Source organism: Massilia aerilata, assembly GCF_042656905.1.
GTDB lineage: Bacteria > Pseudomonadota > Gammaproteobacteria > Burkholderiales > Burkholderiaceae_D > Telluria > Telluria aerilata.
In genome coordinates this window covers 346,151-361,437 of record NZ_JBHSMZ010000010.1, presented here as the reverse complement: position 1 = coordinate 361,437, position 15,287 = coordinate 346,151, and the positions used below count along the sequence as shown (strand labels likewise).

16 protein-coding genes are annotated in these 15,287 nt (G+C 65.4%); 11 read left to right on the top strand and 5 right to left on the bottom strand.

The features are described 5' to 3' along the window. Positions 1–494: 494 nt before the first annotated feature. Positions 495–1,637: a trypsin-like serine peptidase gene (locus tag ACFPO9_RS16180; protein WP_379772141.1), complete on the top strand. Its 1,143-nt coding sequence runs from the start codon at positions 495–497 to the stop codon at positions 1,635–1,637. Here ACFPO9_RS16180 and ACFPO9_RS16175 read toward each other — a convergent pair whose 3' ends face one another. Beyond that, positions 1,638–2,414 (bottom strand): enoyl-CoA hydratase, encoded by a 777-nt coding sequence (locus tag ACFPO9_RS16175; RefSeq protein WP_379772140.1) that lies wholly within the window; start codon positions 2,412–2,414, stop codon positions 1,638–1,640. Positions 2,415–2,467: 53 nt separating this feature from the next. On the opposite strand from ACFPO9_RS16175, the gene ACFPO9_RS16170 reads away from it, so the two are divergent. Both ACFPO9_RS16170 and ACFPO9_RS16165 read left to right on the top strand, forming a co-directional pair. Further along, positions 2,468–3,733 carry an MFS transporter gene (locus ACFPO9_RS16170; RefSeq protein WP_379772139.1) on the top strand — a complete coding sequence of 422 codons (1,266 nt, stop codon included), beginning with the start codon at positions 2,468–2,470 and terminating at the stop codon, positions 3,731–3,733. Between the two features lie 81 nt (positions 3,734–3,814). Further along, the gene (locus ACFPO9_RS16165; protein WP_379772138.1) at positions 3,815–3,985 is read left to right on the top strand and encodes a hypothetical protein; all 171 of its coding nucleotides are present in this window, start codon (positions 3,815–3,817) and stop codon (positions 3,983–3,985) included. On the opposite strand, the gene mltA is transcribed toward ACFPO9_RS16165, so the two are convergent. Together mltA and apaG are read right to left on the bottom strand one after the other, a co-directional pair. Then, entirely contained in the window at positions 3,982–5,253 is a 1,272-nt protein-coding gene (gene mltA / locus ACFPO9_RS16160) for a murein transglycosylase A (RefSeq protein ID WP_379772137.1), read from the bottom strand. The genes ACFPO9_RS16165 and mltA overlap by 4 nt on opposite strands. Positions 5,254–5,371: 118 nt before the next feature. Next, a complete protein-coding gene (gene apaG / locus ACFPO9_RS16155) occupies positions 5,372–5,746 on the bottom strand; it encodes a Co2+/Mg2+ efflux protein ApaG (RefSeq protein WP_258843781.1) in 375 nt (124 codons plus the stop codon). A gap of 98 nt (positions 5,747–5,844) precedes the next feature. On the opposite strand from apaG, the gene rpe reads away from it, so the two are divergent. The 8 genes from rpe (at position 5,845) to ACFPO9_RS16115 (ending at position 12,796) form a co-directional block, all read left to right on the top strand. Then, the gene (gene rpe / locus ACFPO9_RS16150) at positions 5,845–6,519 is read left to right on the top strand and encodes a ribulose-phosphate 3-epimerase (protein WP_379772136.1); all 675 of its coding nucleotides are present in this window, start codon (positions 5,845–5,847) and stop codon (positions 6,517–6,519) included. 2 nt (positions 6,520–6,521) lie between these two features. After that, positions 6,522–7,220, top strand: coding sequence for a phosphoglycolate phosphatase (locus tag ACFPO9_RS16145; RefSeq protein ID WP_379772135.1), 699 nt, complete (start codon positions 6,522–6,524; stop codon positions 7,218–7,220). Positions 7,221–7,422: 202 nt separating this feature from the next. Continuing rightward, entirely contained in the window at positions 7,423–8,934 is a 1,512-nt protein-coding gene (gene trpE / locus ACFPO9_RS16140) for an anthranilate synthase component I (RefSeq protein ID WP_379772134.1), read from the top strand. A 1-nt stretch (position 8,935) separates the two neighbouring features. Next, positions 8,936–9,499, top strand: a complete 564-nt coding sequence (locus ACFPO9_RS16135; protein ID WP_379772133.1) for an anthranilate synthase component II — start codon at positions 8,936–8,938, stop codon at positions 9,497–9,499. A 100-nt stretch (positions 9,500–9,599) separates the two neighbouring features. After that, positions 9,600–10,637, top strand: coding sequence for an anthranilate phosphoribosyltransferase (gene trpD / locus ACFPO9_RS16130; protein WP_379772132.1), 1,038 nt, complete (start codon positions 9,600–9,602; stop codon positions 10,635–10,637). A gap of 8 nt (positions 10,638–10,645) precedes the next feature. Continuing rightward, complete coding sequence (gene trpC / locus ACFPO9_RS16125; RefSeq protein ID WP_379772131.1) at positions 10,646–11,446, top strand: indole-3-glycerol phosphate synthase TrpC; 801 nt, start codon at positions 10,646–10,648, stop codon at positions 11,444–11,446. A gap of 3 nt (positions 11,447–11,449) precedes the next feature. Next, complete coding sequence (locus tag ACFPO9_RS16120) at positions 11,450–11,959, top strand: energy transducer TonB (RefSeq protein WP_379772130.1); 510 nt, start codon at positions 11,450–11,452, stop codon at positions 11,957–11,959. A gap of 48 nt (positions 11,960–12,007) precedes the next feature. Next, entirely contained in the window at positions 12,008–12,796 is a 789-nt protein-coding gene (locus ACFPO9_RS16115; protein ID WP_379772129.1) for an alpha/beta fold hydrolase, read from the top strand. Here the strand turns inward: ACFPO9_RS16115 and ACFPO9_RS16110 are convergent. Continuing rightward, positions 12,783–14,615 carry a M61 family metallopeptidase gene (locus ACFPO9_RS16110; RefSeq protein ID WP_379772128.1) on the bottom strand — a complete coding sequence of 611 codons (1,833 nt, stop codon included), beginning with the start codon at positions 14,613–14,615 and terminating at the stop codon, positions 12,783–12,785. The genes ACFPO9_RS16115 and ACFPO9_RS16110 overlap by 14 nt on opposite strands. Positions 14,616–14,694: 79 nt before the next feature. Continuing rightward, positions 14,695–15,279, bottom strand: a complete 585-nt coding sequence (locus tag ACFPO9_RS16105; protein WP_379772127.1) for a nucleotidyltransferase family protein — start codon at positions 15,277–15,279, stop codon at positions 14,695–14,697. Between the last annotated feature and the right edge of the window lie 8 nt (positions 15,280–15,287).

Genomic DNA, 15,287 nt, shown 5'->3' with positions numbered 1-15,287 from the left:
TCACTTTCGTGACTGCTGGCACTTCATCAAACGCCCACACTTATCGACTGTTGATTGTTAAAGATCGTTGGCTCCCGCCGAGGGCGGTACTGCCTTGCTGCATTCTGCGAATCGTTATGTTCGTCAGCAGCAGAGAAGTGAGATTATGCAGTGTTTCGCTTAACTCGTCAACCCCTCGTTTTTCTGCAACACCAGCGGAGTTATCAAAACATCCAGCTCAACTACTTGATTTCGTTCAGCTTTTCCGGCACTGCAGAAGCAGGACGCGCACTATAGCAAATCCACCGCAGAGCGCGCAAGAGGCAAAATGCTGAACGCGCCACACTATTTCCTTGCCGTATGGTCAGCTCGACTTGACGCTCATCAGTAAACGACGCGATGTACGGAACTCCCGGCCGAGCAAAGTCTTAATCTGAGCGCGCACCATCTCTCAGCAGTGTTCCGCGCATCGCTAGCTGCGCCGGACCGGCCAACCCTATCCTTTTGGAGACGGCATGAAATTTCTCACGCGCGCATGCGTGCCCGCTCTCGCGCTGTTGCTGTTCAGCGCAACGGCCAGCCACGCACAAGACAGCCAGCAAGACAACAAAGTGATGCTGACCAATCCGAACGTCAAAGCCGTCTCGGCCTACTGGACGCCCGAGCGCTTCAAGGCCGCCAAGCCGCTGCCCTTGCCGCAAGCGTCTTATGGCGCCGTCAAGGCGCAGGAAGCATCCATGGGCGCGGGTCCGGCCGCCGGCAGCGAGCCCCATGCGCCCACCATCCGCGCCCTGCCGTCCGCAAAACGCCTGTTCACGCCCGAGCCCGTGCAGAAGCGCAGCCCCGGCGTGGTCACGCCGAACGCCGTCGGCACCTTTGGCGCCCATTACACCAGCAGCCGCGTGTTCCCGATGTTTAACGGCGCCGGCGCGCCGTACTCCGCGGACCGCAACTACCCCTACTCAGCGGTCGGCATCCTGTTCTTCTCGATCGACGGTGTGCCCTATCTGTGCTCGGCCTCGGTGATCCAGAAGCGGATCGTCGCGACCGCCGGCCATTGCGTGCACAGCGGCACCTCGAGCGGCTTCTACGATAACTGGGTGTTCATCCCGGCCTACCGCGACGGCACCGCGCCCCTGCAGACCTGGAACTGGAACGCCGTGATCGTCACCGGCACCTGGGCCAGTGGCGGCGGCACCGTTCCCAATGCCGCCGACTACGCGATGATCGAATTCGCCGACCAGCCCGTGGGCGGCAGCACTCAATCGCTGGGCTATGTAACCGGCTGGCTCGGCTGGCAGACCGCCAGCCTGTCGGACAATCACACCTCGCGCCTGGGCTACCCCTGCAATCTCGATAACTGCATCAGGATGCAGGTCATCACCGCCGCCGCTTTCCGCAACGTCGACCCCAACAACGTCGAGTATGGCTCGGATGCCGAAGGCGGCTCCAGCGGCGGGCCCCTCATCCTGAACTTCCAGGAGCTGCAGGCCGGCGGCGCGTCGGGTTCGGACAGCCTGCCGAATCGCGTGGTGGGCGTGACCTCTTACGGCTACTCGCCGCGCGACCCAAAGGTGCAGGGCGCATCCAACCTCGACAGCCGCTGGACCAACCTGTTCTACACCCTGTGCGCTCGGGTGCCGGGCAACTGTCTCTGATCAGAGACCGTCGAAGTCCGGCTTGCGTTTCTCCAGGAACGCATTCATGCCCTCTTTCTGTGCCGGCGTACCGAAGCCGGCATGGAAATAGCGGCGCTCGTAGCGCACGCCCTCGGTCAGCGTGGTCTCGAAGGCCCGGTTGACCGAGTCCTTGATCTGCATGGCCACCGACACCGGCATCGCGGCAATGGTGTTGGCCACCGCCAGCGCCTCTTCCATCACCTTCTCGGCCGGGAACACGCGCGACACCAGGCCGGTGCGCTCCGCCTCGCCCGCGTCGATCATGCGGCAGGTCAGCAGCATGTCCATCGCCTTCGACTTGCCGATCGTGCGCGGCAGGCGCTGGGTGCCGCCGGCGCCCGGGGTCACGCCGACCTTGATTTCCGGCTGGCCGAATTTGGCGCTGTCGGCGGCGATCAGGAAGTCGCACATCATCGCCAGCTCGCAGCCGCCGCCCAGCGCATAGCCGGACACCACGCCGACCACCGGCTTGCGCACGTTCAGGATGTGCTCCCAGTTGCGGCCGATGTAATTACCCGGGTAGGTATCGGCATAGGTATAGTTCGCCATGGCGGCGATGTCGGCGCCGGCCGCGAACACCTTCTCGCTACCGGTCAGGACGATGACATTGACGGCCGGGTCGGCGTCGAACTTGTACAGCGCGTCGCCCAGCTCGTTCATCATGTTGTCGTTCAGGGCATTCATCGCCTTCGGACGGTTCAGGCGGATCACGACTACCTTGCCATGCTGCTCGATCAGCAGATCGGAATATTCCATGGGACACCTCTTAGTAAAATAATGCTGCGATTGTAGCGCCTGCGATGGCATAAATGACAAGGATAATCAGCTTCTTCCGACATCTCGGCAGCGACCAGCAGCTGCGCAACGCCGATTTCCGCCGTTTCTGGTTCAGCAGCATCCTCACCAACTTCGGCGCCCAGATCACCCTGCTGGCCCTGCCGATCTGCGCGGCGCTGCTGCTGCACGCCAGTCCGAGCCAGATGGGCACCCTGGCGGCGCTCGGCTCCCTGCCGTTCCTGCTGTTCGGGCTGCCGGTCGGCGTCCTGCTCGACCGCAGCCGGCGCCTGCCCGTGATGTTGTGCAGCGATGCAATGGTGGCGCTGAGCCTGGCCAGCGTGCCGCTCGCCTGGTGGCAGGGCTGGCTCAGCATCCACTGGATGTACGCGGTCGAATTCGTGCTCGGCACCGGCCTGGTGGTGGGCGGCGGCGCCGAGCAGATCTTCATGACCTTCCTGGTCGGGCGCGACGGCCTGATCGACGCGCAGTCGAAGTTCGCGGCCACCGAATCGGCCTCGCGCCTGCTCGGACCGGGCCTGGCGGGGGTGCTGGTGCAGGCGCTGGGCGCACCGGTCGCCATCCTCTGCAACGTGGCCGGCTTCACGGTCTCGATCTCGAACCTGCGCCGCATCCGCGCGCGCGAGCCGCAGCCGGCGCCGCCCGAATCGCATGCGGTGCGCGACATGCTGGCCGGCCTGGGCTTCGTCTGGCGCCAGCCGACCCTGCGCCTGCTGGCCTGGACCTCGGCCTGCTGGCACCTGCTGTTCTATGGCTACCTGGCGCTGTACGTGCTGTTCGCCACCCGCGAACTCGGCATGTCCCCGGGGACGATGGGCACGGCGCAGATGCTGGGCGGGGTCGGCGTGCTGGCCAGCTCGGTGCTACTGAAGCCCCTCACGCGGCGCTTCGGCGCCGGCGGCACGGTGGCGATCGGCCTGTGCGCCTCGAGCATCGGCTTCGTGCTGATGCCGGCCATCCCGCGCGACCTGCTCGGCAGCGGCACGGCCAGCGCGGCCGCCTATGCGGTGGTGGTGTTCTGGCTGGACTGCGGCGCCACCCTGTTCTTCCTGCCCTACCTGGCCCTGCGCCAGCGCGTCACGCCGGACGCCTTCCTGGGCCGGATGACCTCGACGATGCGCTTCATGACGGTGGCCATGGCGCCGGTGGGCGCGGCCGGGGCCGGGCTGCTGGCGGAGCGGATCGGCGTGCGCGGCGGATTGGCCGTGGTGGCGGGCGGCGCCCTGCTGCTGACGGCGAGCACCCTGTTCGGCACGCGGCTGCACCGCATCCAGGGATGACCCCAAGGGTGGTGGCAGACGCGAGGCGGGGCGGTCCGCATAATCGTCTCCACGATGACCACCACGCCCACGGAGAAACCCATGCCCCCCATTCCCCAGGCCATCAGCCTCGACGATTGCAGCGCCGCCTGCGACAAGGTCATCATCCAGACCTACGAAGGCGATCTTGAAACGATGAACCTGCGTCTGACCGCCACCATCGTCGCCAGCATGGCCGAGCTGCGCGCCCGCGCCTCGGCGTTCAGGGATTAGCGCGCCGCCTGCACGGTTGCAGGCCGCGGCAGCAGCACCCACAGCTGGCCGCGCTGCTTCATGCGCCCGGCATTCTCGGCCGCCTGGCCGCCGAAGCCGAAGAAGAAGTCGGCGCGCACCGCCCCGCGGATCGCGCCGCCGGTGTCCTGGCCCATCATCAGGCGCTGCACCGGCGCCTCGCCGGCCGGCTCGGTGGTCGCCAGGAAGATGGGCGCGCCCAGCGGCAGGAAGGACGGGTCGATCGCCACCGAACGGCTGGGCGTGAGGGGCACACCCAGTGCTCCCTTCGGCCCTACCGAAGGATCCGGCAGGCGCTCTTCGCGGAAGAAGATATAGCTCGGATTGGCGTTGAAGAGTTCCTGGCGCCGCTCCGGATGGGCCACGATCCAGGCCTTGATGCCCTGCGCCGAGGCTTCGGCTGCCGTCAGCTCGCCCTGCTCCACCAGCCAGCGCCCGATCGCCTTGTAGGGATGGCCGTTCTGGTCGGCGTAGGCGATGCGCACCGTTTCATCGGCATCGTCCAGCTGCACCCTGCCCGATCCCTGCACCTCGAGGAAGAAGGCCTCGACCGGGTCGTCGACCCAGACCAGCTCCTTGCCCGGCAGGCGGGCGCGCTCGATCTCGGCGCGGGTGCCGTAGGGCACCACGGTCTTGCCGACCAGTCGGCCGCGCAGGCGCATGCCCTTCAGGGTGGGATAGACGCTGCCCAGGTCGACGGTAATCAGGTCGTCCGGCACTTTGTACAGGGGCGTCTGGTAGGCGCCGCCGCGCTTGCGCGCGCCATGCAGCATCGGCTCGTAGTAGCCGGTGATCAGGCCGGTGTCCGCGCCATCGGCGGCGCGCACCATGTTCGGCACAAAATAGGTCTCGAAATACTGGCGGATCGCGGCGCCGTCGCCGGCATCGACCGATCTGGCCGTGTCGCAGGGCGCCTTCCAGTCCACCTTTTTCCCCAGCGCCCGGCAGGAGGCCATGAAGGCCGGCCAGGCCTGGCGCAGGTCGTCCTGCTGCCAGCCCGGCAGCGCGTCGAAGGCGACCGGGGTGAACAGCGGCGCCGGCGGCAATTGTCCCGGGGCCGAGGGCACGGGCGCCACCGGCGGCGGCATCTTCACCGGCGGCTGGGGCGTGGGTTGTGGCTTCGGCTGGGGCGAAGGCACAGGCTTGGGCGCCGGGTTCGGCGGCGCTGTCGTGCATGCGGCCAGCAAGGTCGCAATGGAAATTAGCCCGCCAAGGCTGCGTGCGGGTACACTTCGGCGTGTCGAAAACATAAGGGACCGTTATGTGGATACTGCTGTTGGAAGCCGGGGCGGCGCTGGGCCTGCTGCTTTTCATCGTCTGGTGGACGATGTTCTCCGGCCGAAAATGAGGTGATCGGCGCGGCGCCGCTCAGTGCAGGGCGTGCGGCAGGCTCAGCACGAACTCCGGGATCGGCACTTCGAAGCGGTGGCCATCCTCGGCCACGAAGAAGTATTCGCCGGTCATCGAGCCTTGCGCCGTTTCCAGCTGGGTGCCGCTGGTGTATTCGAATTCCTCGCCCGGCTTCAGCAGCGGCTGGTGGCCGACCACGCCAAGGCCGCGCACTTCCTGGGTCTTGCCGTTGGCATCCGTAATCACCCAGTGACGCGAGATCAGCTGGGCCGGCACGTCGCCGGTGTTCTTGATCGTGATCGTGTAGGTAAATACATGCAGCGTCCGCTCGGGCTTGGATTGCTCCGGGAGGTATTGGGTCCTGACATTGATCGCGAAATCGTAGGCGGCCATCTTGTTTCCTTTTTTCTAAGGCGCCATCATACAACGCTGGCAAAAAGCGCGGCGTCGTACAATAGCGGTCTTTCTGAATTGCAGACTTGCAGACCGCCATGACCACTTACCGCATCGCTCCCAGCATCCTGTCCGCCGACTTTGCCCGCCTGGGCGAGGAAGTGAAGAATGTCGTTGCCGCCGGCGCCGACATCATCCACTTCGACGTGATGGACAACCACTACGTTCCCAACCTGACCATCGGCCCGATGGTCTGCCAGGCCATCCGTCCGCACGTGCAGGTGCCGATCGACGTGCACCTGATGGTCAAGCCGGTCGACCGCATCATCCCCGACTTCGCCAAGGCCGGCGCCAACATCATCACCTTCCACCCGGAAGCGTCCGAGCACGTCGACCGCTCGCTGCAGCTGATCCGCGATAACGGCTGCAAGGCCGGCCTGGTGTTCAACCCGGGCACGCCGCTGCACTACCTCGACCACGTGATGGACAAGATCGACATCATCCTGATCATGTCGGTCAACCCGGGCTTCGGCGGCCAATCCTTCATTCCTGAAGCGCTGAAGAAAATCGCGATGGCGCGCCGCATGATCGACGAATCCGGCCGCGACATCATGCTGGAGGTGGATGGCGGCATCAAGGCCGACAACATCGCCGCAGCGGCAGCCGCCGGCGCCGACACCTTCGTGGCCGGCTCCGCCATCTTCGGCAAGCCGGACTACAAGGCCGTCATCGACGCCATGCGCGCCGAACTGGCTTCGGTTCAGGCGAAGTAAGGATGAAGTCCGGCGCCGCGGCAATCCAGGCCGCCATCATCGACCTCGACGGCACCATGCTGCACACGGTGCCGGATTTCGAACTGGCGCTGAACGGCATGCGCGCCGACCTCAAGCTCGGGCCCATCACCCAGGACATCATCGAACCGATGGTCGGCAAGGGCTCGGAAAAGCTGATCCGCGACGTGCTGGCGCTGGACTACGACGCGGCGAAAATCGACGCCGTGTTCGACCAGGCCATGGCCGCCTACCAGCGGCACTACCTGGCCATCAACGGCGAACGCGCCACCCTGTACCCGGACGTGATCGAAGGCTTGCGAGCCTTGCAGGAACTGGGCCTGCGCCTGGCCTGCGTCACCAACAAGCCCATCGCTTTCACCACGCCGCTGCTGGACCGCAAGGGCCTGGCGCCCTGGTTCGAGCTGGTCTACGGCGGCGACTCGCTGCCGAAAAAGAAGCCCGATCCCCTGCCCCTGCAGCAGGTCTGCCGCGACTTCGGCCTTCCGCCTTCCGCCGTGGTCGCGATCGGCGATTCCAGCAACGACGCCGAGGCCGCCCGCGCCGCCGGTTGTTTCGTGCTCACAGTCCCATATGGATATAACCACGGAATGCCTGTGCAAACTATTAATTCCGATGGTATAGTTAATTCGCTGCTGGATGCAGCGAAGCTGATATCTGCGCACAACAGCACGTCAAACTAACTTATCTATACATGTTTTTCACCAAAAAACACACCGTCAACCAAACCGGCGCCCTCGAGGCCTGGCTGTGGCGACGCTGGCAATCCTGGGCTAACTAACCCGTTGATTGCTGCCGGCGCACGCTCTTGCGTGTATAAATACCGGCAGGTTTTTTGAAGAAAACGCCGCCCGACCTCCCCTTTCGGCCGGCCCGGAGAAAAGCATGACCGAACTCGAATTCAAATCGCTTGCCACGCAAGGCTACAACCGTATCCCCCTGATCGCGGAAGCCTTCGCCGATCTCGAAACCCCGCTCACGCTCTACCTGAAGCTGGCCCAGAGCCAGGACGCAGGCAAGAACACCTTCCTGCTCGAGTCGGTGGTGGGCGGCGAGCGCTTCGGGCGCTACTCCTTCATCGGCCTGCCGGCGAAGACGCTGCTTGCTACGCGCGGCGATGTGACCACCGTCGAACGGAACGGCGAAGTCATTGAAACGCATGAAGGCAACCCGCTCGACTTCATCGAAGCCTACCAGCAGCGCTTCAAGGTCGCGCTGCGTCCGGGACTGCCGCGCTTCTGCGGCGGCCTGGCCGGCTACTTCGGCTACGACACGGTGCGCCACATCGAGCGCAAGCTGGTGGGCCGCGCGCCGAAGGACGAACTGGGCCTGCCGGATATCCAGCTGATGCAGACCGAAGAGCTGGCCGTGATCGACAACCTGTCGGGCAAGCTGTATTTGATCGTCTACGCGGATCCCGGCCAGCCGGAAGCCTATACGCGGGCCAGGCAGCGCCTGAAGGACCTGCGCGTGATGCTGCGCCGTAGCGTCGATGCGCCCGTCACCTCGAGTTCGGTGCGCACCGAAGCCGTGCGCGACTTCAGCAAGGAGGATTACCTGAAGGCGGTGGCGGTGGCCAAGGAATACGTGATGGCCGGCGACCTGATGCAGGTGCAGATCGGCCAGCGCATCCGCAAGCCCTACGTGGACTCGCCGCTGTCGCTGTACCGCGCGCTGCGTTCGCTGAATCCTTCGCCCTACATGTACTACTACAACTTCGGCGACATGCAGATCGTCGGCTCCTCGCCGGAGATTTTGGTCCGAAATGAAGCTTTAAATGCGGAGAAAGAACCCGAAGGCGGCCGCAAGGTCACGCTGCGTCCCATCGCCGGCACCCGTCCGCGCGGCTCGACGCCGGAACGCGACACGGAACTGGCCCACGAGCTGCTGAACGATCCGAAGGAAGTCGCCGAGCACGTGATGCTGATCGACCTGGCGCGCAACGACATCGGCCGCATCGCCAAGACCGGCACGGTCAAGGTGACCGACCGGATGGTCATCGAAAAATACTCGCACGTGCAGCACATCGTCTCCAACGTCGAGGGCGCGCTGAAAGAAGGCATGTCCAACCTGGACGTGCTGCGCGCGACCTTCCCGGCCGGGACCCTCACCGGCGCGCCCAAGGTGCGGGCGATGGAAGTCATCGACGAACTCGAACCCGTGAAACGCGGGATCTACGGCGGCGCCTGCGGCTACCTTTCTTTTGGGGGCGAGATGGATGTCGCCATCGCGATCCGCACCGGCGTGATCAAGGACGGCAACCTGTACGTGCAGGCGGCGGCCGGCATCGTGGCCGATTCCATCCCCGAGATGGAATGGCTGGAGACGGAAAACAAGGCGCGCGCCGTGCTGCGCGCGGCCGAGCAAGTGCAAGACGGACTGGATGGAGATTTCTAGCATGCTGCTCATGATCGACAACTACGACTCGTTCACCTACAACATCGTCCAGTACTTCGGCGAGCTGGGCGAGGACGTGCGCACCGTGCGCAACGATGAGATCTCGCTGGAACAGATCGCGGACATGAACCCGGACCGCATCTGCATCTCGCCGGGGCCGAAGAGCCCGAAGGATGCCGGCGTCTCGGTCGACGTGCTCAAGGAATTCGCCGGCAAGAAGCCGATTCTTGGCGTCTGCCTGGGCCACCAGGCCATCGGCGAAGCCTTCGGGGGCAAGATCATCCGCGCCAAGCAGGTCATGCACGGCAAGACCTCGAAGATCGCCCACACCGGCGAAGGCGTGTTCAAGGGCCTGCCGAGCCCTTTCACCGTGATCCGCTATCACTCGCTGGCGATCGAACGCGCTTCGCTGCCGGCCTGCCTGGAAGTGACGGCATGGACCGACGACGGCGAAATCATGGGCGTGCGCCACAAGGACTTCGACATCGAAGGCGTGCAGTTCCACCCCGAGTCCATCCTGTCCGAGCACGGCCACGCGATGCTGAAGAACTTCCTGGAAAGATAAATCGTCGTTCCCGCGCAGGCGGGAACCCAAGTTTTCGTGATATGCCACTAACTGGGATCCCCGCCTTCGCGGGGACGACGGCAACGATAAAGGTTCTGCCATGATCACCCCGCAAGAAGCGCTGCTGCGCTGTATCGAACACCGCGAGATCTTCCACGACGAGATGCTGCACCTGTTCCGGCAGATCATGTCGGGCGAGATGTCGCCGACCATGATCGCGGCCATCACCATGGGCCTGCGCGTGAAGAAGGAAACCATCGGCGAGATCACCGCCGCGGCCCAGGTCATGCGCGAGTTCTCGACCAAGGTGCCGATGGCCGACACCACCCACCTGCTCGACATCGTCGGCACCGGCGGCGACGGCGCCCACACCTTCAATATCTCGACGGCCTCGATGTTCGTGGCCGCAGCAAGCGGCGCGCGCGTGGCCAAGCATGGCGGGCGCAGCGTGTCTTCGTCCTCCGGCAGCGCCGACCTGATCGAATCGCTGGGCGCCCAGATCGACCTGAAGCCCGAGCAGATCGCCCAGTCGATCGCCCAGACCGGCATCGGCTTCATGTTCGCCCCGAACCACCACGCGGCGATGAAGAACGTGGCGCCGGTGCGCCGCGAACTCGGCGTGCGCAGCATCTTCAACATCCTGGGACCGCTGACCAATCCGGCCGGCGCCCCTAACATCCTGATGGGCGTGTTCCACCCCGACCTGGTCGGCATCCAGGTGCGCGTGCTGCAGCGCCTCGGCGCGGAACACGCGATGGTGGTCTGGGGCCGCGACAATATGGATGAGGTCTCGCTGGGCGCCGGCACCATGGTCGGCGAACTGGTGAACGGCCAGATCCGCGAGTACGAAATCCATCCGGAAGACTTCGGTTTGCAAATGATCGCCAGCCGCAACCTGAAGGTGGCCGATGCCGCCGAGTCGAAGCTGCGCGTGATGGAAGCGCTGCGCGGCGAGCCGGGTCCGGCCCACGACATCGTGGCGCTGAACGCGGGCACCGCGCTGTATGCGGCCGGCGTTGCGGCGTCCATCGAAGAAGGCCTGCAGAAGGCGCGCGCGGCGATTGCTTCGGGCGCGGCGCTGGCCAAGCTCGACCAGTTCGTGGGCGTGACCCGCCAGCTGGGCGCGGCGAACTCATAAAGAAAACCATGTCCGACATCCTGAACAAGATCCTGGCGGTGAAAGCCGACGAAGTCGCCGCCGCCAAAAAACACCGCGACCTCTACAGCCTGCGCCGCGAGGTCGAGGGCGACAGCGAACTGCGCGCCAACCTGCGCGGCTTCGAGGCGAACCTGCGCCGGCATATCGCGGCCGGACGTGCCGGCGTGATCGCCGAAGTGAAAAAAGCTTCGCCCTCGAAGGGCGTGCTGCGCGCCGACTTCCAGCCGGCCGCCATCGCCGAAAGCTATGCCAGGGGCGGCGCTTCCTGCCTGTCGGTGCTGACCGACGCGCAGTTTTTCCAGGGTTCGAGCGAGTACCTGAAACAGGCGCGCGCCGCCTGCGAGCTGCCGGTGATCCGCAAGGATTTCATGGTCGACCTCTACCAGGTGTACGAAGCGCGCGCGATGGGTGCGGATGCGATCCTGCTGATCGTCGCGGCGCTGGACCACGGCCTGATGGCGGAACTCGAAGCCTGTGCCCAGGAACTCGGCATGGATGTGCTGGTCGAAGTTCATGACGGCGACGAGTTGAACGCTGCGCTGCGCCTCAAGACGAGGCTGCTGGGCATCAACAACCGCAACCTGCGCACTTTCGAGGTCACGCTCGAAACCACCATCGGCCTGCTGCCGAACATCCCGGCGGAGCGCCTGGTGGTGACCGAGTCCGGGATCCTGGCGCCGGCCGACGTCAAGCGCATGCGCGACGCCGACGTGCATGCCTTCCTGGTGGGCGAAGCCTTCATGCGCGCGCCCGATCCCGGCACGGAGTTGCGACGATTATTTGACTAGATCATGAAAACGATCATCCGCCTGAGCCTGATTCTTGTTTTTACAATCGCAGGCTTGAGCGGATGCTCGACCGTGATCTCGGCCACGACGGCCGTCGCCTCCACCATCGGGCACGCCGCCAAGGCGGTCGCCAGCCCCTTCACTTCTTCCCCTGCCTCGAAACCGCCGCCGGCGGGCCTGGACGACTATAAAACCCAGGTCGCCCAGCACGTGGTCCAGCACAATCCCGGCCATACGTATAAAGGCAGGCTGCCGCCGCTGCTGCCGGCCATCGTCGTCCTCGAGATCACGGTCGACAGCGACGGCCGGATGACCGACGTCGCGGTACAGCGCTCGCGCAACCCGGACGCCTCCGAAGTGGCGCTGGCATCGATGCGCCGCAGCACACCGCTGCCGCCGCCGCACCAGCTGGCGCAGGCGGGCGGCAAGCTGAAATTCTCCGAAACCTTCCTGTTCGCGGACCACGAGCGCTACCAGTTGCGCAGCCTGGCCGGGCCGCAGGCGTCGGAATAAGTGCCGGAAATAAGCTTGCTGCATAATGGGAGAATGAACGAATCTCCCATGTTGACCAGCGACGTCTGGATAGAACACCCGAATGGCCGCCTGTTCAGCCGGCTCTGGCGTGGCGCAGGCGAAAGCCAGGCCGGCAGCAAGAAAACGCCCATCGTCCTGCTGCACGATTCCCTGGGCTGCGTCGCGCTGTGGCGCGACTTCCCCGCCCTGCTCGCCGCTGCGACCGGGCGCGATGTGATCGCCTACGACCGCCTCGGCTTCGGCCGCTCCGACCGGCGCGAAGGCAAACTCCCGCTGGACTTCATCGCCGACGAAGCGCGCACTTACTTCCCCGTCGTCTGTGAGCAGCATGAAGTGAATCGCTTCATCGCTTTCGGCCATAGCGTGGGCGGCGGCATGGCCGTGCACTGTGCGGCCCAGTATCCGGAGCGCTGCGAGGGATTGATCACCGAATCGGCGCAGGCCTTCGTCGGCGAGGAGACGCGCGCCGGCCTGCTGGAAGCCAAACGGCTGTTCGAGGACGAACGCGCCCTGTCGCGCCTGGAGAAATACCATGGCGACAAGGCTGCATGGGTGCTCGATGCCTGGCTGGGCACCTGGCTGGCCCCAAGCTTCGCGGCCTGGTCGCTGAACGATGTGCTGCCGGCCGTGAAATGCCCGGTGCTGGCCCTCCACGGCGCCCTGGACGAGTACGGCTCGTCCAGGCATCCGGAGACGATCGCGGAACATGCCGGCGGCCCGGCCAGGGTCCGCATCCTGCCGGGCACTTACCACGTCCCGCACAAGGAGCGGCCGGAGGAGATCGCCGGGCTGGTGGCGGCGTTCAGCTCGCGCTAGGCCGCGGCATCGTCGCCGCGCGGCGCGTGCCCGCGGGCGCCACGCCGATGGTGATGACCGGCGCCACGCAGCCCTGCAGGGTCGCCTCGAACTGCATCAGCTCGTCGCGGCGGAAGGCGTGGATGGTGACGGTGTCGCCGACGCGGTAGCGCGCGAGCAGCTGCTCCAGGTTGGGCGGATTGCCGTTCACCCGCAGGCCGTCGACCGCGATCACGATGTCGCCCGCCGACAGGCCGGCCTGGTGGGCCGCGCCGCCTTCGTGCACCTGGCTCAGCTTGAGACCCAGCGGGTCGCGGCCGGGGGCGATGTTCAGCGAGGGCTTGCTGTTCTTGCGCTCGTCGAGGGTCTTGACGCCGAAGGGCGCATACAGCTTGGCCAGCGGGATGTCCTCGGTGCCGCGCACATGGCGGTCGAACAGGGATTTCAGGCGCAGCCCGCTGACTTCGTCGAACAGCGCTTCCACTTCCTTCTCCGTGACGCCGCGGCCGCTTCCGGATGCGCCGGCGTAGAAATCGCGGCCATAGCGTTCCCACAGCGCGCGCATCAGGTCGTCCAGGGACTTGGCGCCGCCGGTCTTGGCGCGGATCGTCAGGTCGAAGGCCAGGCCGACCAGCGAACCCTTGGTGTAGTAGCTGATGATGGCGTTCGGTGCGTTTTCGTCCTGGCGGTAGTACTTGGTCCAGGCGTCGAAACTCGATTCCGCGATGCTCTGCTTGGTGCGGCCGCTGCCGCGCCAGACCGCGCCGACGGTCTTGCCCAGCAATTTGAAATAGGTCGCCTCGCTGATGATGCCGCTGCGGACCAGCATCAGGTCGTCGTAATAGCTGGTGAAGCCTTCGAAGAGCCACAGCAGCGGGGTGTAGTTCTCGACCTGCAGGTCGTAGGGCGCGAACACGGCCGGCTTGATGCGCTTGACGTTCCAGGTGTGGAAGTACTCGTGGCTGCACAGGCCGAGGAAGGTGATATAGCCTTCGCTGCGTTCGGCGGTCCTGGGCGCGGCGGTGGTCGGCAGATCGTTGCGCGCGCAGATCAGGGCCGTCGAGGCGCGGTGTTCCAGGCCGCCGTAGCCGTCGCCGACCGCCATGGTCAGGAAGACATAGCGGTCCATCGGCGCCTTTTTCGTCTTCGGCTCGAAGAAGGCGATCTGGGTCTCGCAGATGGCTTTCAGGTCCTGCTGCAGGCGTTCCATGTCCAGGTTGGGCACGCGGCCGGTGACGACGATGTCGTGCGGGATGCCGTGGGCCTTGAAGGAGGCGAGCGCGAAATCGCCCATCTCCACCGGATGGTCGATCAGTTCGTCGTAGTCGGCGGCGATATAGGTGCCGAAGCCATAGCGTTTCGCGCCCAGTTCGGGCAGCGAGGTCGCCACGCGCCAGTCGGCGGCGGCAGGGTCGCCCGGACGTTGGATGTCGACCTGCTGCGGGCCCGCATCCTGGCCCTGCACGCGCAGGAACACGCTGGTGCCGTTGAAGAAGCCGTGGGTCTGGTCGAGGTGGGCGGCGCGCACCGACAGGTCCCAGGCATAGACTTCGTAGTGCAGGGTCAGCGGACCGGCCACGGGGGCGGCGCGCCAGGTGTGCTTGTCGAGCTTGACCAGTTCGACGGCCTGGTCCTTGGCTTCGGCGCGGATGCGCACGATATTGCGCGCGAATTCGCGGATCATGTAGCTGCCCGGGATCCAGGCCGGCAGCATGAAGACCTGCCCTTCCGGATTGGGCGCGGCGACGGTGACGGTGACGTTGAACAGGTGGCCCGCGAGGTCCTTCGGCACGATGGTGTACTGCACCCCGGACGGCTTCTTCTGACTGGTTTTTTTCATGGTTATTGAACAATCTCTCACTTTTCCACCGTAGTGTAATCGGATTCTTCGGTGAAAGGTGTCCAGAACGTATGCATACCTAGAGATCGGCGGGCGTGTCGATATCCTTGAAAATGCCGGGATCCGCGACCTGGACTTCAGTGACAGGGAAAGTTTGCAGCAGGCGGCGCGCGCCCTGCTCGCCTTTCAAGGCCAGCAGCGCCTCCAGATGGACGCGCCCGAAGCCGACCGGGTTGCCGCGCCGGCCGTCCAGCACCGGGGCGGCGATGGGCGCGCCCGCAGCCAGCGCGTCGGCCAGCAGCCGCAGTGTGGCGGGCGCGACACGCGGCATGTCGCCCAGCGCCACCAGCCAGGCTGAGGGATCGTGAGAAAGGGAGTGGCGGATCGCGTGCACCAGCGAGGCCGCCATGCCGCTGTCGGCGTCCGCGCAGACGCTGACTTCGCAGCCAAGGGCAGACAGCAGCGCGCCCACGCCGCCATCGTCGGGCGGCACCACGGCAATCACGGTATCGACGACAGAAAGCAGCTTGCGCGCGCTGATGGCGACGACCGGCTCGCCACCGGCTTCGGGCAGAGCCTGGAGCAGCTTGTTGCGCTGCCCCAGCGGATCGAAGCGGCGCCCCCTGCCGGCGGCCAGCAACACACCGACGACAGGGGTGCCCATATGCCTTC